Below are 15,151 nucleotides of genomic sequence, written 5' to 3' on the forward strand. Positions count from 1 at the left end.
CCCACCGCTCCCGCTGTGTTCTTGTCGGGGGCGGACGGCGGTTCGCCCGTTTGGCGGGGTGACGCGGGTGCCTCGCGCTGGTGGCCTGGCCCAGGAGGTTTTCGGATACGGCTCCCACGCCGTCGTCGGCCAGGACGCCGCCGTCCCCCTCCGTTCCACGACCTCTTCGCCGAGATCCACCGTGAGCCCGTCCGCTGGGACCCCCACCCTGCCTGGCGAGTGCTCACGGTGACGCTGAACGTCGAACCCGCCCACCCCGTGCCCGACGGCACCCGCATGGTCCGGCTCTGGGACCAGGACGTGAGTTCGTCGTTGAGAGACTCCCGCCATGGGATCTTGGGGAACGTTGGGACCGGCGCTGCTGTCGCTGCTGGGTGTCGTGCTCGGTGCCGGGGGGACGCTGTTCGGGCAGTACCTCGTCTCGCGGGCGAGTGATCGACAGCTCGCCGTGCAGGAGGCCGCCGTGCACCGGGCGGAGATCAGGACCGCGGTCCTGAAGTTCCTCGCCCTCGCGTCGCAGGTGGAGAAGGCGGCGCTCGCGCGCTCGGGCGGCACCGAAGCGGGGCCGCTCGACCAGCTCGGGCGCCCTGCGAGGGGCCGCGTATCGCTACGCGGCCTGCCTCGCGGAGGCGGCCGGGGGCCAGTTGGCCGACGGGGACGCGCTGCGCGGGCCGCAGGCGGAGTTCTTCGACGCGGCGTACGACGACATGTGGCCCGGGCACCGGCGCGGGGCCGGGGAGCCCGCGGGGCCCCGGTGACCCGCCGTGGCCGCGGCCCGTGCTCAGTGCGGGCCGAGGACGGCCTGCATCTCCTGCTGGATGATCTGTTGGAACGGCACGTCGTCGTAGTTGCCGAGGACGACGCCGACCCAGCCCGTGTACGGGTAGATGTTCCAGCTCGCGACGGTGCCGGGGTTGACGCCGGCGCGGCCCCTCACCCACTGGCCGTTGATGATGCTGACCGGCATCGTGTACGTCGCGAACGACGCGTCGCCGGGGGCCGCTGCCGCAGCGGCCAGGCCGCCGCCCTGCGGTGCGAGCGGGAGCTTGGGCGCGGTGGCGACCTCGGCGTAGGGCCGGTCCAGCAGGGTGCCGTCGGTGAGGGCGTGCGCGAAGCGGATCAGGTCGGGCGCGGTGGCGAAGCCGGCGTCGCCGGGGGGATCGATGAAGGAGCGGCCGGGGTTCTTGCCGAGCTGGTGCGGGTCCGGGCTGCCCTTGTCGAGGTTGCGGACCGCGTCGACCCGGGTGCCGTCGGCCTGTCGCATGTAGGAGTGGGCGATGTGCGGATCGGTGAGCCACTGCGGCCGGGTGTAGAAGCCCGTACCGCTCATGCCGCACCGTCGGAAGACGTGTTCCTGCACGTAGTCCCAGTACGTCAGGCCGGTCACGGCCTCCACGATCAAAGCGGGGATGGCGACCTCCGCGCCGGCGTGGTCGGTCGGGGTGCCGGGCGCGGACACCAGCTTGGACTGCCGGGCCCACCGCCCGTAGAACTCGCGCACCTCCTCCCGGCTCTGGAAGACGCGTTGCAGGTCCTCGGGCGGGGTCCGGAGGCCGGAGACGCCGGAGAGGAGGTGGTGGATGGTCACCCGCTCGGCGATGTCCTTGTCGAAGCCGGTCAGATGGGTGCCGACGGTGTCCCACAGCCGCAGCTTGCCCTGTTGGGCCAGCTGGAGGACGGCCAGCGCGCCGAACGGCTTGCCCGCGGAGGACAGGTTGAAGGCGATGCCCTCGTGGTTGCGGATCCCCTTCTCCTTGTCGGCCAGGCCGTAGCTGCGCGACAGCACGGTCCGGCCCCGGTGCGACAGCATCACGACCCCGGAGAACTTGTCCTCGGCGGCCAGCTTGGCCACGTACCGGTCGTAGGCGCCACCGGGCCGGGTCGCAGGAGGGACGGCGTCGGCGTCGGTGTCAGCACCGGCATCGGCATCGGTGGACGTCGGGGCGGCGTGTCCGGCCCCGGCGCCGATCAACTGTGCTCCGCCGACCGCCATGCCGGCGATTCCGAGGCCACCCCATCCCAACAGCCGCCGTCGGCCGGCATCACGTACGGAATCCGAGTCCACGTTCACGCTCCTCTGCTCGTCAACGAACCTGAGAGTGCGGCGAGTTGGCCGCGACTCCACTCAAGAGGGCGGGCCGTTACGGTGGTGTGAGCGACGTGGCAGGCGGTGTCCACGCGACGAGTTGGGAAGGAGAGCCGGGCCGGAGCCGGCTGGAGCAACACGTACGAGACACGCACGAGACACGTACGAGAACACGGCGGGGGATCTCTTGGTCGTCATCCAGTTCATCTCGCAGTTCGTCGCCATCGGCGGACTCGTCTACCTCGTCCTCGCGCTGCTGGAGCAGCGCAAGTTCTCCGCCGTCAACGCCGCGCGGGCGGTCGCCATCTCCGAGCTGGCGGACCGGGAGCCGGGGCAGGGGATCAGGTGCGCGGTCCAGGGCGCTGCCGAGCCGGGGTCGGCGGGGCTGCTGACGGCTCCGCTGTCCGGACAGCCGTGCGTGTGGTTCCTGATCACGGTCAGGGAGAAGTGGCGCACGGTCGAAAAGGACGAAGGGCGCGAAGTCTCCACGCGCCACGACAAGCTGCGGCGCACCGTCGATTCGCCGCCGCAGTTCTGCGTGCGCGACGCCACCGGGCCCGCCGTGGTGAACTTCGCTGGCACGGCCGTCGACGAGCCCGAGCAGAGCTACGTACGGACCCTGTCGGCCACGGAGTCACCGGACCCGGAACTGCCGGCGGTGCAGGTCGAGGTCGACAGGGAGAAGCGCGACCACACGATCACCTGGCGCGAGGTCATCGTGCCGCCCGGGCGGACCGTGTACGTGGTGGGCAGGGGATCGCGGCACCTGGAGACCGGCCACGTCGTCATGGGCAAGCCGGACCGGGGTCCGTTCATCGTGTCCACGCTCCCGGGCGCACAGTTCAGGGAGCGGACCTTGCAACGGATGAAGAGCCGTTACCTCAGGGGTGTTTCGCTGTTCGTCGTCGGCGCCGCCGTGTTCGCCGCCATCGAGGTGCTGGTCAACCCGACGTCGTGACGATCCCGGTACTCCGGGGCTCGGGCCCCGGACTCAGGGCGCGTCCGTGGGCGCCTCGGTGCGGCGGACCGTCTCCTGGTACCAGCGGCCCCACGTGTCGAGCTGGTCCATGATGGCGTCGAGGCGGTGGCCGACGTCGGTGAGGGTGTACTCCACGCGCGGCGGGACTTCCCGGTACACCGTGCGCGTGACGAGGCCGTCCGCCTCCAGCTCCCGGAGCTGGCGGGTCAGCATGCGCTGGGTGATGGTCGGGAGCGCGCGCCGGATCTCGCCGAAGCGCAGGGTGCCCGGGACGAGCTGCTTGAGGATGGCGAGCTTCCAGCGGCCCCCGAGCACCTCCATGGCGGACTCGACCGCGCAGTACTCCGGGTTCTCCTTGGTGGTGGTTCGCACGGCTGACCTCCATTGGTATACAGAACGGCGGTAGGGGACAGAAAAGACCGTACTTGCAGCATGCGTGGGTACCCACTGGACTGAGCGTATGCCGAACAGTCAAGCGCCCGCAGCGGGAAGCCCACCAGCGGAGACCGACCGGCCGACCTTCTCGTCACGGCGCCGGTGGGTGGTGCTGGTCGTGGTCGCGGGCAGCCTCTTCCTGGCCGGGATCGACCTCACCGTGCTGCACGTCGCCATGCCGAGCGTCAGTCAGGATCTCCAGCCCAGCGCCGCGCAGGTGCTGTGGATCGTCGACGTGTACTCCCTGGCGCTCGCCGCCATGCTGGTGACGTGCGGCACCCTGGGTGACCGGATCGGGCGGCGCCGGATGGTGCTCAGCGGTCTCCTCGCCTTCGGGCTGTCCTCGCTGGCCTGCGCCTTCGCGGCGAACACCGCGCAGTTGATCGCCGCGCGCGCGGCCCTGGGCGTCAGCTCGGCGATGATCATGGCGTCCACGGTGGCGATCATCCGGGTCACCTTCGTCGACAACCGCGAGCGGGCCCTCGCGATCGGCGTGTGGACCTCCGCCCACAGCGTCGGCGCGACGCTCGGGCCGCTGATCGGCGGGCTGGTCTCCGACCGGTGGGGTTGGGGGGCCGTCTTCCTGGTGAACGTGCCCGTCGTCGCCGTCCTCCTCGCCGTGGGCGCGCGCGTCATCCCGGAGTCGAAGAACCCGGTGCCCCGGCGCTGGGACCTGCTCAGCGTGGTGCTCTCCGTCGTCGGTCTGGCCGGCGTCGTGTACGCCCTCAAGCAGGCCGGCGAACACGCGGCGATCACCGTCTCCTTCCTCGTCGCCGCGCTCGGCGGCGCGGCCCTGCTGTACGTCTTCGTGCGCCGCCAAAGCCGTCTGGCGGAACCCCTGTTGGACTTCTCCCTCTTCTCCGAGCGGCGCTTCTCCACCGCCACCCTCTGCGTGATCGGCTGCTTCGGCAGCTACGTCGCCCTGCTGTTCTTCCTCACCCAGTGGCTCCAGCAGGTGGGCGGGTACGAGCCGCTGCACGCCGGACTCGCCCTGATGCCGCTGGCCGCGGCCAACGCCGTCGGCGCCGTCACCGCGCCCTCGCTGGCCGCCCGGTGGGGCAACCGCGTGATGCTCACCGCCGCGCTGCTGCTGTTCGCCCTCGCGTACGCGGTCATCGCCACCCTCGGTGACCCGGGCCGGTACGGAATCCTGCTCCCCGCACTGCTCGCCGCCGGGTTCGGCGCGGGCATCGTGATGACGCTGGGTGCCGACGTCATCATGAGCGCGGCCCAGCCCGAACGCTCGGGCGAGGCCGCCGCGATCCAGGAGACCTCGTTCGAACTCGGCGCGGGCCTCGGCGTCGCCGTCTTCGGCAGCGTCGTGACCCTCGTGTACGGCACCGTGATGCCGACGGTGCCCGGGCTCGGCCCCGATCAGCAGGAGACCGTGGGAGAGTCGTTCACCGCGGCCCAGGAACTCATGGCGCACCTGCCGTCGACGACCGCGGACGCCGTGCTGGAGGCGGCCCGCCACGCCTACGACCGCGGCTTCGCCACGGTGGCGTCGATCGCGACGGTCGGACTGGTCGTCACGGCGACCTTGGCGGCCGTGCTGCTGCGCCCGCGCGAGGGCGACGGGGCCTGACGCGGCGCGGGGCGGTAGCCACCTTTTTGTGGGTACTTGGCGGCGGGCGAACGGCGGGGGAACCTAGTGGTGCAAGGCCACGGGGCCGGGCGGTCCGAGCGGGGCCCGTGGGACGAGCCGCGCGACCGGGACGCCCGGCGCGATCGGGAACGGAGGAGGTGCGATGTGTCAGGAAGCCGCGTGTTCGTCGGCGGACTGCTGGGCGGCGAGGACGTCCAGGCGGCGATAGCCCCAGTCCGAGACGGGAGCGAGGGCCACGGACAGGTCCCTGCCGAACTCCGTCAACGAGTACACCGTCTTGAGCGGCAGGACGTCGTGCACCTCGCGGTGCACCAGGCCGTCGGTCTCCATCTCGCGTAGCGCCTGAGTCAGCACCTTCTCGGAGAGCCCCGGCAGCTTCCGGCGCAGCTCGCCCGGTCGGCGAGGACCGGATTCGAGCAGCCAGAGCAGGGCCGTCTTCCACTTGCCGTCGATCACCGCGATCGCGGCGGTCACTCCGCACACCGTCGGGTCCTCCGCCCGCATCCGCGCCACAGCCACCACCCCTTCGTCGAGTTCATCGAGACCCTTCCATTCTGCACGGGAGCTGAAGCATGTCCGCACTCACTCACCACACCACCCAGCCCACCCGGACCACAGTCACGGTGATCGGTCTGGGCCCGATGGGACGGGCGCTGGCCGCCGCCTTCCTGAAGGCCGGGGTGACCACCACGGTCTGGAACCGCACGCCGGGCCGGGACGGGGACCTCGTCGCCAGCGGCGCGGTGAGCGCCGGGTCCGTCGAAGAGGCCGTCACCGCGAGTGACCTGATCGTGGTGTGCGTGGTCGACTACAACGCCACGGACGCCATCCTGCGGCGCCCCGAGGTCGAGGCCGCGCTCAAGGGCCGCACCCTGGTCAACCTGTCGGCCGACATCCCCGACCGCTCCCGCGAGGCCGGGCGGTGGGCCGCCGAGCACGGCGTGCGCTACCTCGACGGCGCGATCATGACGCCGACCACGACGATCGGCACGCCGCACGGCGTGTTCCTCTACAGCGGTCCGCAGGACCTGTACGACGAGCACAAGTCCGTCCTGGACGAGCTGAGCGGCTCCCACAGCTTCCTCGGGGAGGACGTCGGCCGGGCCGCCGCGTTCGACCTCGCGCTGCTGGACATCTGGTGGACCTCGATGACCGGCTACATGCACGCCCTGACCATCGCCCGGGCCGAGGGCATCAGCGCGCAGGAGCTGGCGCCGTTCGCCAAGGGCATCGCGGCGATCCTGCCGCCGTCCTTCGACGAGGCCGCGGTCGAGATCGACAACGACGACTACATCGCCAAGGTCAACCCGATCACGTCGTCGGCGTCGACGATGGCCCACATCATCCACGCCTCCGAGGCCCGCGGCATCGACGCGAGCGTCATGCGCGCCGCGGAGGGCCTGACCCGCCGGGCGATCGGCCTGGGTCACGGCGGCGACGAGCTGACGCGCCTGTCGGAGGTGATGGGGCGCCACCTCTGACGGTCCGCGCGACGAGGGGCGGGCCGCCACCGGCCCGTCCCCGGTGGACCGTGACGCGTCAGAACCGCGATGCGTCAGAGCGCCGGGTACGTGGTGGTCGGCCTGCGCGGCCTCACATCCGGGACCGCAGCACGTCGACCTCACAGCCCGGCGCGAACGCGTCGAAGCCGTGCTCGACCAGCCAGCGAACCCCCAGCAGGCTCCGCAACGACCACCACGCGCGGATCACGTCGAGGTCGACGTCGGTGCCGTAGCCGGCGAGGAGGTCGTCGAGGTGCTCCTCGTGGCCGAGCGTCAAGGTGGCGAGGTCGAACAGGGCTTCCCCCCGGCCCGCCTCGGACCAGTCGATGACGCCCGTGACCTCGTCGCCGTCGACGAAGACGTGCGCGATCTGGAGGTCGCCGTGGATGAACGCCGGGGTGGACGGCCCGATCGCGGCCTCGGCGATCCGGCGGTTGCGGGCGACCAGGTCGGCGGGGAGGATCTCGTTCGCCACGAGCAGCGCGCACTCGCGGTCGAGTTCCGCCGTCCACTCGTCGGGACTCCGGCGACGCCGGCCGGGCCACGGCGGCAACGGCGCCTCGTGCAACTCCCGGACGGCGGCGCCCACCGCGGCCCACGCCGCCGACGACCCGTTCGCCGGCCCGCCGAGGCGCCCGAGCGCCGTCCCCGGGACCGCGGCGATCGCGAGCACGGGCGGCTTGCGCCACAGGACTTGCGGGGTGGGGACCGGTGCCAGGTCCATCGCCTCGACCTCGACGTCGACGCGCGCCTGATCGGCGTCGACCTTCAGGAACACGTCGCCGACGCGCAGCGTCGCGCGCTCGGAGTGGGCGACGACGACCTCGACCTCATCCATGGGCGTGCAGTATCCCGGGGACGCCGCCCGAAGTCGCCGGGTTTTCCCGTGTGGTGACCGCACCCGCCCGCGCCCCGCGGACCGGCGGCATCGACCCCTGCCGGCCCTGGTGGAACACTGCCCCGTGGGCATCCAGGAGCGCGAACGCAAGATGCACCGGCCGCTGCGGCGGGCCGGCCTTGAGGTGATCCCGGACGCCGTGCCGGACGGCACGATGCCGTTCGTCTTCGGAAACGGCCCGGAAGACGTCTGCGGTGGCTTCTCCCACCGGTACGAGACCCCGCGGCTCGTCGAGCGTCTCAACGAGGACTGGTACGACCTAGGGCGTGTCTTACGGATCTTGCTGGGCTCGCGTGCCCTGGTGCCGCGCCTCGCCGCGTTCTCGTCGGTCACCGACGCTCCGCGTCGACTCCCTCCTCCGCCTTGCGATCCACGGCACCAGACCCCGCTCCCTCACCCAGCCTGATCCATAAGACACGCCCTGGCGGTCTCCTCGGGCCTTCTCGACCAGCGGCGCGAGTTCCTCGTCCAGCTCCCGGAGGCCACCCGTACGCACCGGGCCTTCTTGCAGGACCTGCACGGGGGCGGCCGGCCCGTGCCGATGGGCTGGACCAGGGTCCGGCTCCTGGAGCGTTGGGACGTGATGGGCCGCGGCGCGGCGTCGGCGTTCCTCGGCATCCGGTCGGGCCATCCGGGCTTCGGCATGCTGGCGCTCGACAGCAGCGTGTACATCAGGTGCTCGACGGGAGAGAGGGGCGTCGACGTTGTGGCGGTGCGCCACCCGGACCGCTCGGAGAGCGTCCTGCGGCAGTTGGAGTGGTTCGCGTCCTGGCGGGGCACCCCCTCTTCCGACCGCGCGTTGCAGGACCGGATCGCGGTCTGGCTCGCGAGCCGTGCGCCGGGCGCGGTGGGCCCGACCGACCAACGACCGTGCGGCGCCGGGGCCGAGCCCGCAGCGTCGTCGCCGTTCCGGTCGGGTGCGTGACCGCCCGACCGGGCCTCGGCGCGGGCGGCACCGCTCGTGTCACGTCGTCCGGTGGGCGTCCACCTCTATCTCGATCTTCATCCGTGGATCGGCCAGCCCGCACACCAGCATCGTCGCCGCTGGCCGCACCTCGCCGAAGTGCCGGCGCAGCACGGGCCAGCAGGGCTCGAAGTCCGCGCGGTCCGGCAGGAGGTAGCGGACACGGACGACGTCGGTCAGGCTGGCGCCGGCCTCGGCGAGGGCGGTGGTGATGTTGCGCAGGCACTGCTCGGCCTGTGCCACGACGTCGTCGGAGATGGTCATCGTCGCGTAGTCGAATCCGGTCGTCCCGGACACGTGCACCCGGGTGCCGTCGACGACGGCGCGGGCGTAGCCGATCTGCTCTTCGAAGGGGGAGCCGCTGAGGACGGCGCGGCGGACACCGGCCGGAACTGCCTTGGGGCGCTTGGCGGAGGGGGCGGGGGCGCCGAAGTCCACGTCCGCGGCGGGCAGGACGCGCACGCTGCGGCCCGGGAAGGTCATGCCGCGGTAGATCTCGTTGTGATGCGCGATCGACCGCGCCGGCGCCACGTACGTCCCGCTGTCGGGACGCACGGAGGTGGTGTGGCCATCGGCGACGAGCAGCAGGTCGTAGCCGTGGCTCAGGGCCTGCCGGGCGGTGCTCTCCACGCATATCTCCGTCGCGAAGCCGGTGACGACGACTTCGGTGACGCCGAGGCCGCGGAGGATCCGGTCGAGGTCGGTGCGGAGGAAGCCGTCGGCGGTGGTCTTGTGGACCAGCAGGTCCATCGGGTCCTGCGGGTCCGGGGCGAGGTCGGGGACGACGCGCCAGCCGTCCGTGCCCGGCTCCGCGTCCGCACCCTGGTCCTGGATCGTGATGATCGGGGCTCCGGCGGCCTTGGCGCGACGCCGGAGGCCGGCGATGACGGCGACGGTCTCGGCGCCGCGGAAGGCGATGGGCAGGAGGCCCTGCTGCATGTCGATGACGAGGAGTGCGGATCCGTGTGACATGCGTCCACCGTAGGACGGACCGGAATTCCCCGCTTGAGCCTGTGGATAACTCCGCCCCCGCGCCCGGGCGTTTCAGGAACCGGCCCGGTCCGACCGGTTCTCCCGGACCGGCCACTGTCCCGAGTGGCCGGCGGGAAGCGCGAGATCGCGGCGTACGGATTCGTAGTACCGGGCCCGCGCCGCCCGTTGCGCGGGCGGCAGCGCCGCCCACCGCTCGGGGTCGTGCGTTGCCCCGCGCAGGAACGCCTCCATGTCCATCACCACCGTGACCCACTCCCGCGCGCTCGCCACGACCTCCTGCGCACCCAGCATCAGCAGCGCCTCCCCCGACGCGTCCCGGGCGTTGGCGGCTTCGGCGAACAGCGGTTCGGCGTCGGCGGGGGCGAGCGGATGGGGATGGGAGTCGCACCCGAAGTGCGCGGCGAGGCGGTACGCGAGGGTGACGGAGCGCTTCAGGTCCCGCGCGTAGTCGGCGTACAGCGCGAGCCGCCGCTCCTCCCAACGGACCTCCTGCTCGCGCTGGAAGCGGGCCCGGTCGCCGCGGGTGATGGCGAGGTACGAACCGATGGCACCCACGACGACGCCTATGAGCGCGGGGAGTTGCTGCACGAACGCGGACATGCGCCTCACGCTACGGGGTGATCCCTTCGCCTGCTCCGGAGCGTCAGCCACAGCCGTACGGCCGACAGCGCCGCGCCCGCCGCGGAGGCGACGTACAGCGCGAGCGTCGCGTCCGGGACCCAGGACCACGCCTGGGTCAGCGGCATGGCGCGGGCCAGCGCCGCCAAGGCGACCAGGGGCAGGGCGCCCAGCAGGCACCACAGGGCGGTGGGGAGCCAGCGGTGGCGGTGGGCGGGGCGGCGAAGGAGCAGCAGGGCGCGGGTGGTGGCCGCCAGGAGGAGCACCGCCAGGGACGTGGTCGTCCACACCGTGAGGTGGTGGACCGTCGCCGACGGGGAGTCCGCGTCCGGGCGGGGCGCACCGGCCAGCATGCGGGCCGCGCCGAAGCCGACCTGCATGATCGCGTCGTCCTGGAGCAGGCCGTACAGGTTCTGTTGGAGGACCAGCGCGACGCCCTTCTCCGGCAGCAGGAAGACCATCGCCGAGTAGCCGGGGCTGCCGCCGGTGTGCCAGACGGCCTGGCCGAGGGGGGCGTCCAGGCCGCCGACGCGCCAGCCCAGGCCGTACCCGCTGCCGTCCTTGCTCTCCTGGCGCATCAGGCGCACCGACTCGGGGGTGAGGACGGGGGCTGCGGCGCGGAGTTGGAAAGCGGCGAAGGCCGCCAGGTCGTGGAGGTCGCCGCCGGCGTAGCCGTACGCCGCGCCGTGGTCGTCGACGCCGTCGGCGGTCGCGGCGGGTATGCCCCACAGGAGTTGGTGACCGGGGGCGAGTCGGCGCGAGCGGGCCGAGTCCCGGTCGGCGATCGCTTCGGGCAGGCCGGCCGGGGCGAGCACCGTGCGGCGCAGCTCGTCGGCGAAGGGCCGTCCGGTGGCGGCTTCGACGACCGCGGCCAGCAGGAGGTAGTTCGCGCTGGAGTAGGCGTACGCGGTGCCGGGCGGGCCGAGCGGCGTGACGTCGTCGAGGGCGCCGACGCGGTCCCGGGGGCGGGGGCAGTCCGCGTCCAGGCAGTCGGTGACCTTGAGCGTGGCGGAGTTGGGGATGCCCGCGGTCTGCGCGAGCAGATGGCGCACCGTGACGTGGGAGGCGTGCTTCGCACCGCCGAAGCGGAAGCGCGGCAGGTGGTCGACCACGGGGTCGTCCAGACCGAGTCGGCCCTCCTCGACCAGGGCCAGCACCGCGGTCGCGGCGATCGGCTTGGCGACCGAGCCCCAGAGGAAGGGTGTGTCGGCGGTGACGCGGTCGCCGCGGCCGTCCGTGCCCCAGGAGCGCTGGTGGAGGGGGCCGTCGGGGCCGACGACCGCGTACGAGAGGCCGGGGGTGTCGGTCGCCGCCATGCGGTCGCGGACGTACGCGTCGAGTTCGGCGTACGGGCTGGTTGACGGCGATTCAAGAGGCGTGGCCGCCGCGGCGGCCGGCGGCGGGACGGCGAGCAGGAGGAACAACAGCGGCAGCACGGCCGCGGCGGCGCGGCGGTGCGCATGCGCAAGCGGGTGGCGGTGGTCGGGCATGGCGGTCCTCAGGATCGAGGCGGACACGGATAACCATATGGCCATACGGTTTTTACCGTACGCTGGTACGGTTATCAAGTGCCAAGGACCGCCGACCACGACGAACGCCGACGTCAGATCGCCGCCGCCGTCTGCGAATTGATCTCAGAGAACGGGCTCGACGCCGTCACCGTCGCCCGCACCGCCCGGACCGCCGGCATGTCCGTCGGGCTGGTGCAGCACTACTTCCGCACCAAGGACGAGATGCTGCTGCACGCCTTCACGACGGTGAGCGCGCGCATCCGCGGGAGGGCGGAGGAACGCATCCGCACCGGGACGCGGCACCAGCGGCCCATCGCCGCGATCATGGTGGAGGTGCTGACGGAGTTCATCCCGCTGGACGACACCCGGCGCGCGGAGTACCGCGTCGCCCGGGCGTTCGCCGGGCGCGCGCTCGACGCGCCCGCGCTCGCCGCGGTGGACGTCGAGACCGCGCGCCGGATCCGCGAGGACCTCGCCCGCGCGGTGCACAACGGCAAGGAGTGCGGCGAGGTCGAGCCGGACCTCGACCCCGGCCCGGCGGCGCTGCGGCTGGCCGCCGTGACGGAGGGACTGGCGCTCCAGGTGTACCGCGAGCCCCCCACCGCGACGGGGGACACCGCGGCGCTCGTCTCCTCGATCGTCACCGCGGAACTGGCCGCGGTCTTCACCGGCGAGTGCCGGCAGTACGCCCGCGGGGGCGGGGGCGGCAAGTAGCGCCGGCCCCGCCCCCGGTGCGCGGTTCGGACCGGTCGTCAGTCGTGTTCGTGGCTGGAGGACGTGTCCTCGGGCGGCTTCTGGCGACCGCCGTCGTGGCCCGACAGGACGACCGCCAGCAGCGCGGCGACCACGCCGGCCGCGGCCAGCCGGCCCGTCAGCCGTACGCCCCACAGCGACTTGGACGACGCCTGCGCCACCGGCGGCAGCTTCTCCGAGCGGCGCGCCGGGCGCACCAGGCGGAGCAGGAGCAGCAGGCCCACGGGGATCTGGAGCAGCCAGATCGTGGTGCGGAACCAGCCGTCGTACCAGACGTTCGTGCCGTACAGCAGGGTGTGCCAGACGCTCAGCACGTAGACGACGATCACGAAGCGGTGCATCACCCGCCAGGTCTTGGGCCCCATGCGGTGGCGCACGTAGAACAGCAGGCCCAGCGGGATCGCCAGGTACAGCGCCGCCTGGCCGACGGGGATGGCGACGCGGCCGGTGCCGGTCTGGTAGCCGCCGGGGACGAACGTCTCGACGAAGGCGGTCCAGGTCGCCGCGGGCCAGGTGTCGTCGTCGAAGCGGATGAGTTCCGCGGCGAACAGCAGCGCGTGGGCCGCGATCAGGATGATGGTGTTGAGGCTGGTGGTGCGGTGCAGGCGCTCCAGTCGGGTGCCGGAGATCCGCAGCCAGGGGATGCGGCGGCCGGAGAGCAGCAGTCCGATCATGACCGTGCCCCAGGCCCACAGCAGCGCCGACCAGCCGAACGCCTGGCTCAGGAAGTACAGCCAGAAGGCTTCGGGGTCGTCGGCCATGAAGGGCATCACCGTGGCCGTGTCGGAAGCCCGCGACTTGATCCGGGTCCAGATGAGGGCGAACAGGGCGCCCGTGATCACCAGGGCGATCAGTCCGTCGAGCCAACTCGCCCGTAGGTCCGAGCGGAGCGTTATCCGCGGGGCTCGGGTGGGCTGGGACGCGGGCGCGGTCCGCTCCGTAGGGGGATGCATCGAGGTCGCTCCTCCGCGATCCGATGTGCACGTGTGGGGGGAAGGCCAGGGGAGTCAGGGCGTCAGGAGGTCGGTGCGCCGGGCGGGTGGGTCGGGACGGGTGATCCGTGGGGGGATCGTGTGCTTGCTCAAGTGGTCGGGGGCGGGGGCGGGAAAGTTCCCGGCACCTTCACGTGACGTGGGTCACCGCCGCCCTCCGTGGCGGTAAACCGCCCAATGAGCGGACATCTGATGATCGAGTGGCTCTCCCAGAGCCACAGGTCGCGCTGGCACGATGAGCCGCATGAGAGCCGGATCCGCACTCCGCCTCGTGCACACCGCGGTGCTCACCGCCGTGTGCGCCGTGGCGTCCGGGTTCGGGCACGACCTCGCGTCGGGCGACTCGCCCCCCGGATTCGCGTACGGCCTCGCCCTGCCGCCGCTCGCCGCCCTCGCGTGGCGATTGACTCGAAAGGAACGTTCCGCCGGAGCCGTCGTCGGCGCCGGCGCCGCCGCGCAGGTCGGTCTCCATCTGCTCTTCGCGGCCGTCGGTCACGGCACCGCCCCCGCGCCGGGCGTCGGTGTGCCGCACCACATCGGTCCGCACCCGGGCATGCGCTCCGCCCCCGTCGCCGCGCTGGACCGGGCGCTCGACCCCGGGCTCCTCACCTCCGGCATGACCTTCGCGCACCTGCTCGCGGGCGCCGTCTGCGGCTGGTGGCTGTGGCGCGGGGAGCGGGCGCTCGCCCAACTGGCCCGGCTGGGGCGGGCCGCGCCGCTGCCGCAGCACGTGCGACAGCGGCTGCGGCTGGTCCGTACGGCGCTCTTCGGAGGGTGCGCCGGGCCGCCGTGCGTCGTGCGCCTCGTCACCGCGCCCCGCCCGCCGCCGGGCCCGCCCGCGTCCCTCACCCCGCTGAGGGCCGTGACCCGGCGCGGGCCGCCCGTCCGTCCGTTCTTGACCTCTCCTGGGAAAAGTTCGGATGTGAAGGGTGTTTTGTCATGCCTCATTCGCTATATCCGCATGCCGTGCGACCCGGTCGGAACGATGCGTCGCGACGCAGCCGGAACGACCGGAACGACGCGGAGATCACCGGCTGGGCCCTGGCTGCGGGGGGCGGCGACCGCCGGGCCACGGAGCTGTTCGTGGAAGCCACCTACGAGGACGTACGCCGCTTCCTCGTCCATCTGACCACCGACGTGCCGGGGGCGGACGACCTCGCGCAGGAGACGTACCTGCGCGCGCTCACCAGCCTCAGCGGCTTCGCCGGGCGCTCGTGCGCACGGACCTGGCTGCTGGCGATCGCCCGCCGGGTCGTCGTCGACGGGATCCGCCGGGCCGCGGCCCGCCCCCGGATCGCGGACACCGCGGACGACTGGGTCGGGGCCGCCGACCGGGCCGGCTCGGGACGGCTGCACCTGCCGGGCTTCGACGAGTCCGTGGCGTTCATGGACGCGGTGGCGGCGCTGGAGCAGGGGCGGCGGCAGGCGTTCGTGCTGACCCGGCTGCTGGGCCTGTCGTACGGGGAAGCCGCGGAGGTCTTGGGCTGCCCCGTCGGCACCATAAGATCCCGGGTCGCCCGGGCGCGCCGCGAACTCGCGGCGGTCTGGCTCGACGAGCGAGCGGGGCCGAGGGACGTGGCGGAGGGGGGCGCGGGCGTGCTCGTCGCGGCGTAGCGCGTCCCGCGGGGCCGCGCTGACGGGTGGTCCCCTGCGGTCCCCTTGGGGCCCGCAGGGGCTCTGCGCGACCTGACGGGCGCGCCGTGCCGCTGCGGGAGCGTTGGTCCCTGCGGCGCAGCGGGTGCTGTTCGCGCAGTTCCCCGCACCCCTGAGACGTACCGCCGTTTTCCTGTGGGTGTGTTGGCTGCTGCGGGCCG

The 15,151-nt window shown here is 72.7% G+C and carries 16 protein-coding genes; 8 read left to right on the forward strand and 8 right to left on the reverse strand.

The window, feature by feature from the left end:
- Positions 1 to 781 precede the first annotated feature (781 nt).
- On the reverse strand, positions 782 to 2,065 hold the full coding sequence (locus AB0E05_RS18620; protein ID WP_361964635.1) for a serine hydrolase domain-containing protein: 1,284 nt from the start codon (positions 2,063 to 2,065) through the stop codon (positions 782 to 784).
- Between the two features lie 208 nt (positions 2,066 to 2,273).
- Here AB0E05_RS18620 and AB0E05_RS18625 point away from each other — a divergent pair, with 208 nt between their 5' ends.
- Positions 2,274 to 3,044 carry a GIDE domain-containing protein gene (locus AB0E05_RS18625; protein WP_361964637.1) on the forward strand — a complete coding sequence of 257 codons (771 nt, stop codon included), beginning with the start codon at positions 2,274 to 2,276 and terminating at the stop codon, positions 3,042 to 3,044.
- A 33-nt stretch (positions 3,045 to 3,077) separates the two neighbouring features.
- On the opposite strand, the gene AB0E05_RS18630 is transcribed toward AB0E05_RS18625, so the two are convergent.
- On the reverse strand, positions 3,078 to 3,437 hold the full coding sequence (locus tag AB0E05_RS18630) for a helix-turn-helix domain-containing protein (RefSeq protein WP_361964639.1): 360 nt from the start codon (positions 3,435 to 3,437) through the stop codon (positions 3,078 to 3,080).
- 88 nt (positions 3,438 to 3,525) lie between these two features.
- Here AB0E05_RS18630 and AB0E05_RS18635 point away from each other — a divergent pair, with 88 nt between their 5' ends.
- Positions 3,526 to 5,085: an MFS transporter gene (locus tag AB0E05_RS18635; RefSeq protein ID WP_361964641.1), complete on the forward strand. Its 1,560-nt coding sequence runs from the start codon at positions 3,526 to 3,528 to the stop codon at positions 5,083 to 5,085.
- 168 nt (positions 5,086 to 5,253) lie between these two features.
- Here AB0E05_RS18635 and AB0E05_RS18640 read toward each other — a convergent pair whose 3' ends face one another.
- Positions 5,254 to 5,619 carry a helix-turn-helix domain-containing protein gene (locus tag AB0E05_RS18640; protein ID WP_361964643.1) on the reverse strand — a complete coding sequence of 122 codons (366 nt, stop codon included), beginning with the start codon at positions 5,617 to 5,619 and terminating at the stop codon, positions 5,254 to 5,256.
- Between the two features lie 59 nt (positions 5,620 to 5,678).
- Between AB0E05_RS18640 and AB0E05_RS18645 the strand changes: the two genes are divergently transcribed.
- Positions 5,679 to 6,587, forward strand: coding sequence for an NAD(P)-binding domain-containing protein (locus AB0E05_RS18645; RefSeq protein ID WP_361964645.1), 909 nt, complete (start codon positions 5,679 to 5,681; stop codon positions 6,585 to 6,587).
- Between the two features lie 112 nt (positions 6,588 to 6,699).
- On the opposite strand, the gene AB0E05_RS18650 is transcribed toward AB0E05_RS18645, so the two are convergent.
- A complete protein-coding gene (locus AB0E05_RS18650) occupies positions 6,700 to 7,446 on the reverse strand; it encodes a phosphotransferase (RefSeq protein ID WP_361964647.1) in 747 nt (248 codons plus the stop codon).
- 124 nt (positions 7,447 to 7,570) lie between these two features.
- On the opposite strand from AB0E05_RS18650, the gene AB0E05_RS18655 reads away from it, so the two are divergent.
- The gene (locus tag AB0E05_RS18655) at positions 7,571 to 7,912 is read left to right on the forward strand and encodes a hypothetical protein (protein ID WP_361964649.1); all 342 of its coding nucleotides are present in this window, start codon (positions 7,571 to 7,573) and stop codon (positions 7,910 to 7,912) included.
- Positions 7,913 to 8,011: 99 nt separating this feature from the next.
- Positions 8,012 to 8,431, forward strand: a complete 420-nt coding sequence (locus tag AB0E05_RS18660; protein ID WP_361964651.1) for a hypothetical protein — start codon at positions 8,012 to 8,014, stop codon at positions 8,429 to 8,431.
- A gap of 39 nt (positions 8,432 to 8,470) precedes the next feature.
- On the opposite strand, the gene AB0E05_RS18665 is transcribed toward AB0E05_RS18660, so the two are convergent.
- The 3 genes from AB0E05_RS18665 to AB0E05_RS18675 form a co-directional block, all read right to left on the reverse strand.
- Entirely contained in the window at positions 8,471 to 9,442 is a 972-nt protein-coding gene (locus AB0E05_RS18665) for an isochorismatase family protein (protein WP_361964653.1), read from the reverse strand.
- A 72-nt stretch (positions 9,443 to 9,514) separates the two neighbouring features.
- Complete coding sequence (locus tag AB0E05_RS18670; RefSeq protein WP_361964655.1) at positions 9,515 to 10,063, reverse strand: hypothetical protein; 549 nt, start codon at positions 10,061 to 10,063, stop codon at positions 9,515 to 9,517.
- A 5-nt stretch (positions 10,064 to 10,068) separates the two neighbouring features.
- Complete coding sequence (locus AB0E05_RS18675; protein ID WP_361964657.1) at positions 10,069 to 11,571, reverse strand: serine hydrolase domain-containing protein; 1,503 nt, start codon at positions 11,569 to 11,571, stop codon at positions 10,069 to 10,071.
- Positions 11,572 to 11,649: 78 nt separating this feature from the next.
- Between AB0E05_RS18675 and AB0E05_RS18680 the strand changes: the two genes are divergently transcribed.
- Entirely contained in the window at positions 11,650 to 12,306 is a 657-nt protein-coding gene (locus tag AB0E05_RS18680) for a TetR/AcrR family transcriptional regulator (protein ID WP_361964659.1), read from the forward strand.
- Between the two features lie 38 nt (positions 12,307 to 12,344).
- Here the strand turns inward: AB0E05_RS18680 and AB0E05_RS18685 are convergent, their stop codons facing one another.
- Complete coding sequence (locus tag AB0E05_RS18685; RefSeq protein WP_361964661.1) at positions 12,345 to 13,298, reverse strand: ferric reductase-like transmembrane domain-containing protein; 954 nt, start codon at positions 13,296 to 13,298, stop codon at positions 12,345 to 12,347.
- 283 nt (positions 13,299 to 13,581) lie between these two features.
- Here AB0E05_RS18685 and AB0E05_RS18690 point away from each other — a divergent pair, with 283 nt between their 5' ends.
- Positions 13,582 to 14,466 carry a hypothetical protein gene (locus tag AB0E05_RS18690; RefSeq protein ID WP_361964728.1) on the forward strand — a complete coding sequence of 295 codons (885 nt, stop codon included), beginning with the start codon at positions 13,582 to 13,584 and terminating at the stop codon, positions 14,464 to 14,466.
- Positions 14,364 to 14,951, forward strand: coding sequence for a sigma-70 family RNA polymerase sigma factor (locus AB0E05_RS18695; protein WP_361964722.1), 588 nt, complete (start codon positions 14,364 to 14,366; stop codon positions 14,949 to 14,951). The genes AB0E05_RS18690 and AB0E05_RS18695 overlap by 103 nt, the downstream gene beginning before the upstream one ends.
- The last annotated feature ends 200 nt before the right edge of the window (positions 14,952 to 15,151 follow it).

The organism is Streptomyces sp. NPDC048057 (assembly GCF_040653095.1).
In the GTDB taxonomy this organism is placed as follows: Bacteria; Actinomycetota; Actinomycetes; order Streptomycetales; family Streptomycetaceae; genus Streptomyces.

Excerpts from the sequence above, each read along its gene's own strand:
- AB0E05_RS18635 (WP_361964641.1), top strand. The coding sequence starts at position 3,526 with ATGCCGAACAGTCAAGCGCCCGCAGCGGGAAGCCCACCAGCGGAGACC.
- AB0E05_RS18645 (WP_361964645.1), top strand. The coding sequence starts at position 5,679 with ATGTCCGCACTCACTCACCACACCACCCAGCCCACCCGGACCACAGTC.
- AB0E05_RS18650 (WP_361964647.1), bottom strand. The coding sequence starts at position 7,446 with ATGGATGAGGTCGAGGTCGTCGTCGCCCACTCCGAGCGCGCGACGCTG.
- AB0E05_RS18665 (WP_361964653.1), bottom strand. The coding sequence starts at position 9,442 with ATGTCACACGGATCCGCACTCCTCGTCATCGACATGCAGCAGGGCCTC.
- AB0E05_RS18670 (WP_361964655.1), bottom strand. The coding sequence starts at position 10,063 with ATGTCCGCGTTCGTGCAGCAACTCCCCGCGCTCATAGGCGTCGTCGTG.
- AB0E05_RS18675 (WP_361964657.1), bottom strand. The coding sequence starts at position 11,571 with ATGCCCGACCACCGCCACCCGCTTGCGCATGCGCACCGCCGCGCCGCC.
- AB0E05_RS18685 (WP_361964661.1), bottom strand. The coding sequence starts at position 13,298 with ATGCATCCCCCTACGGAGCGGACCGCGCCCGCGTCCCAGCCCACCCGA.
- AB0E05_RS18690 (WP_361964728.1), top strand. The coding sequence starts at position 13,582 with ATGAGAGCCGGATCCGCACTCCGCCTCGTGCACACCGCGGTGCTCACC.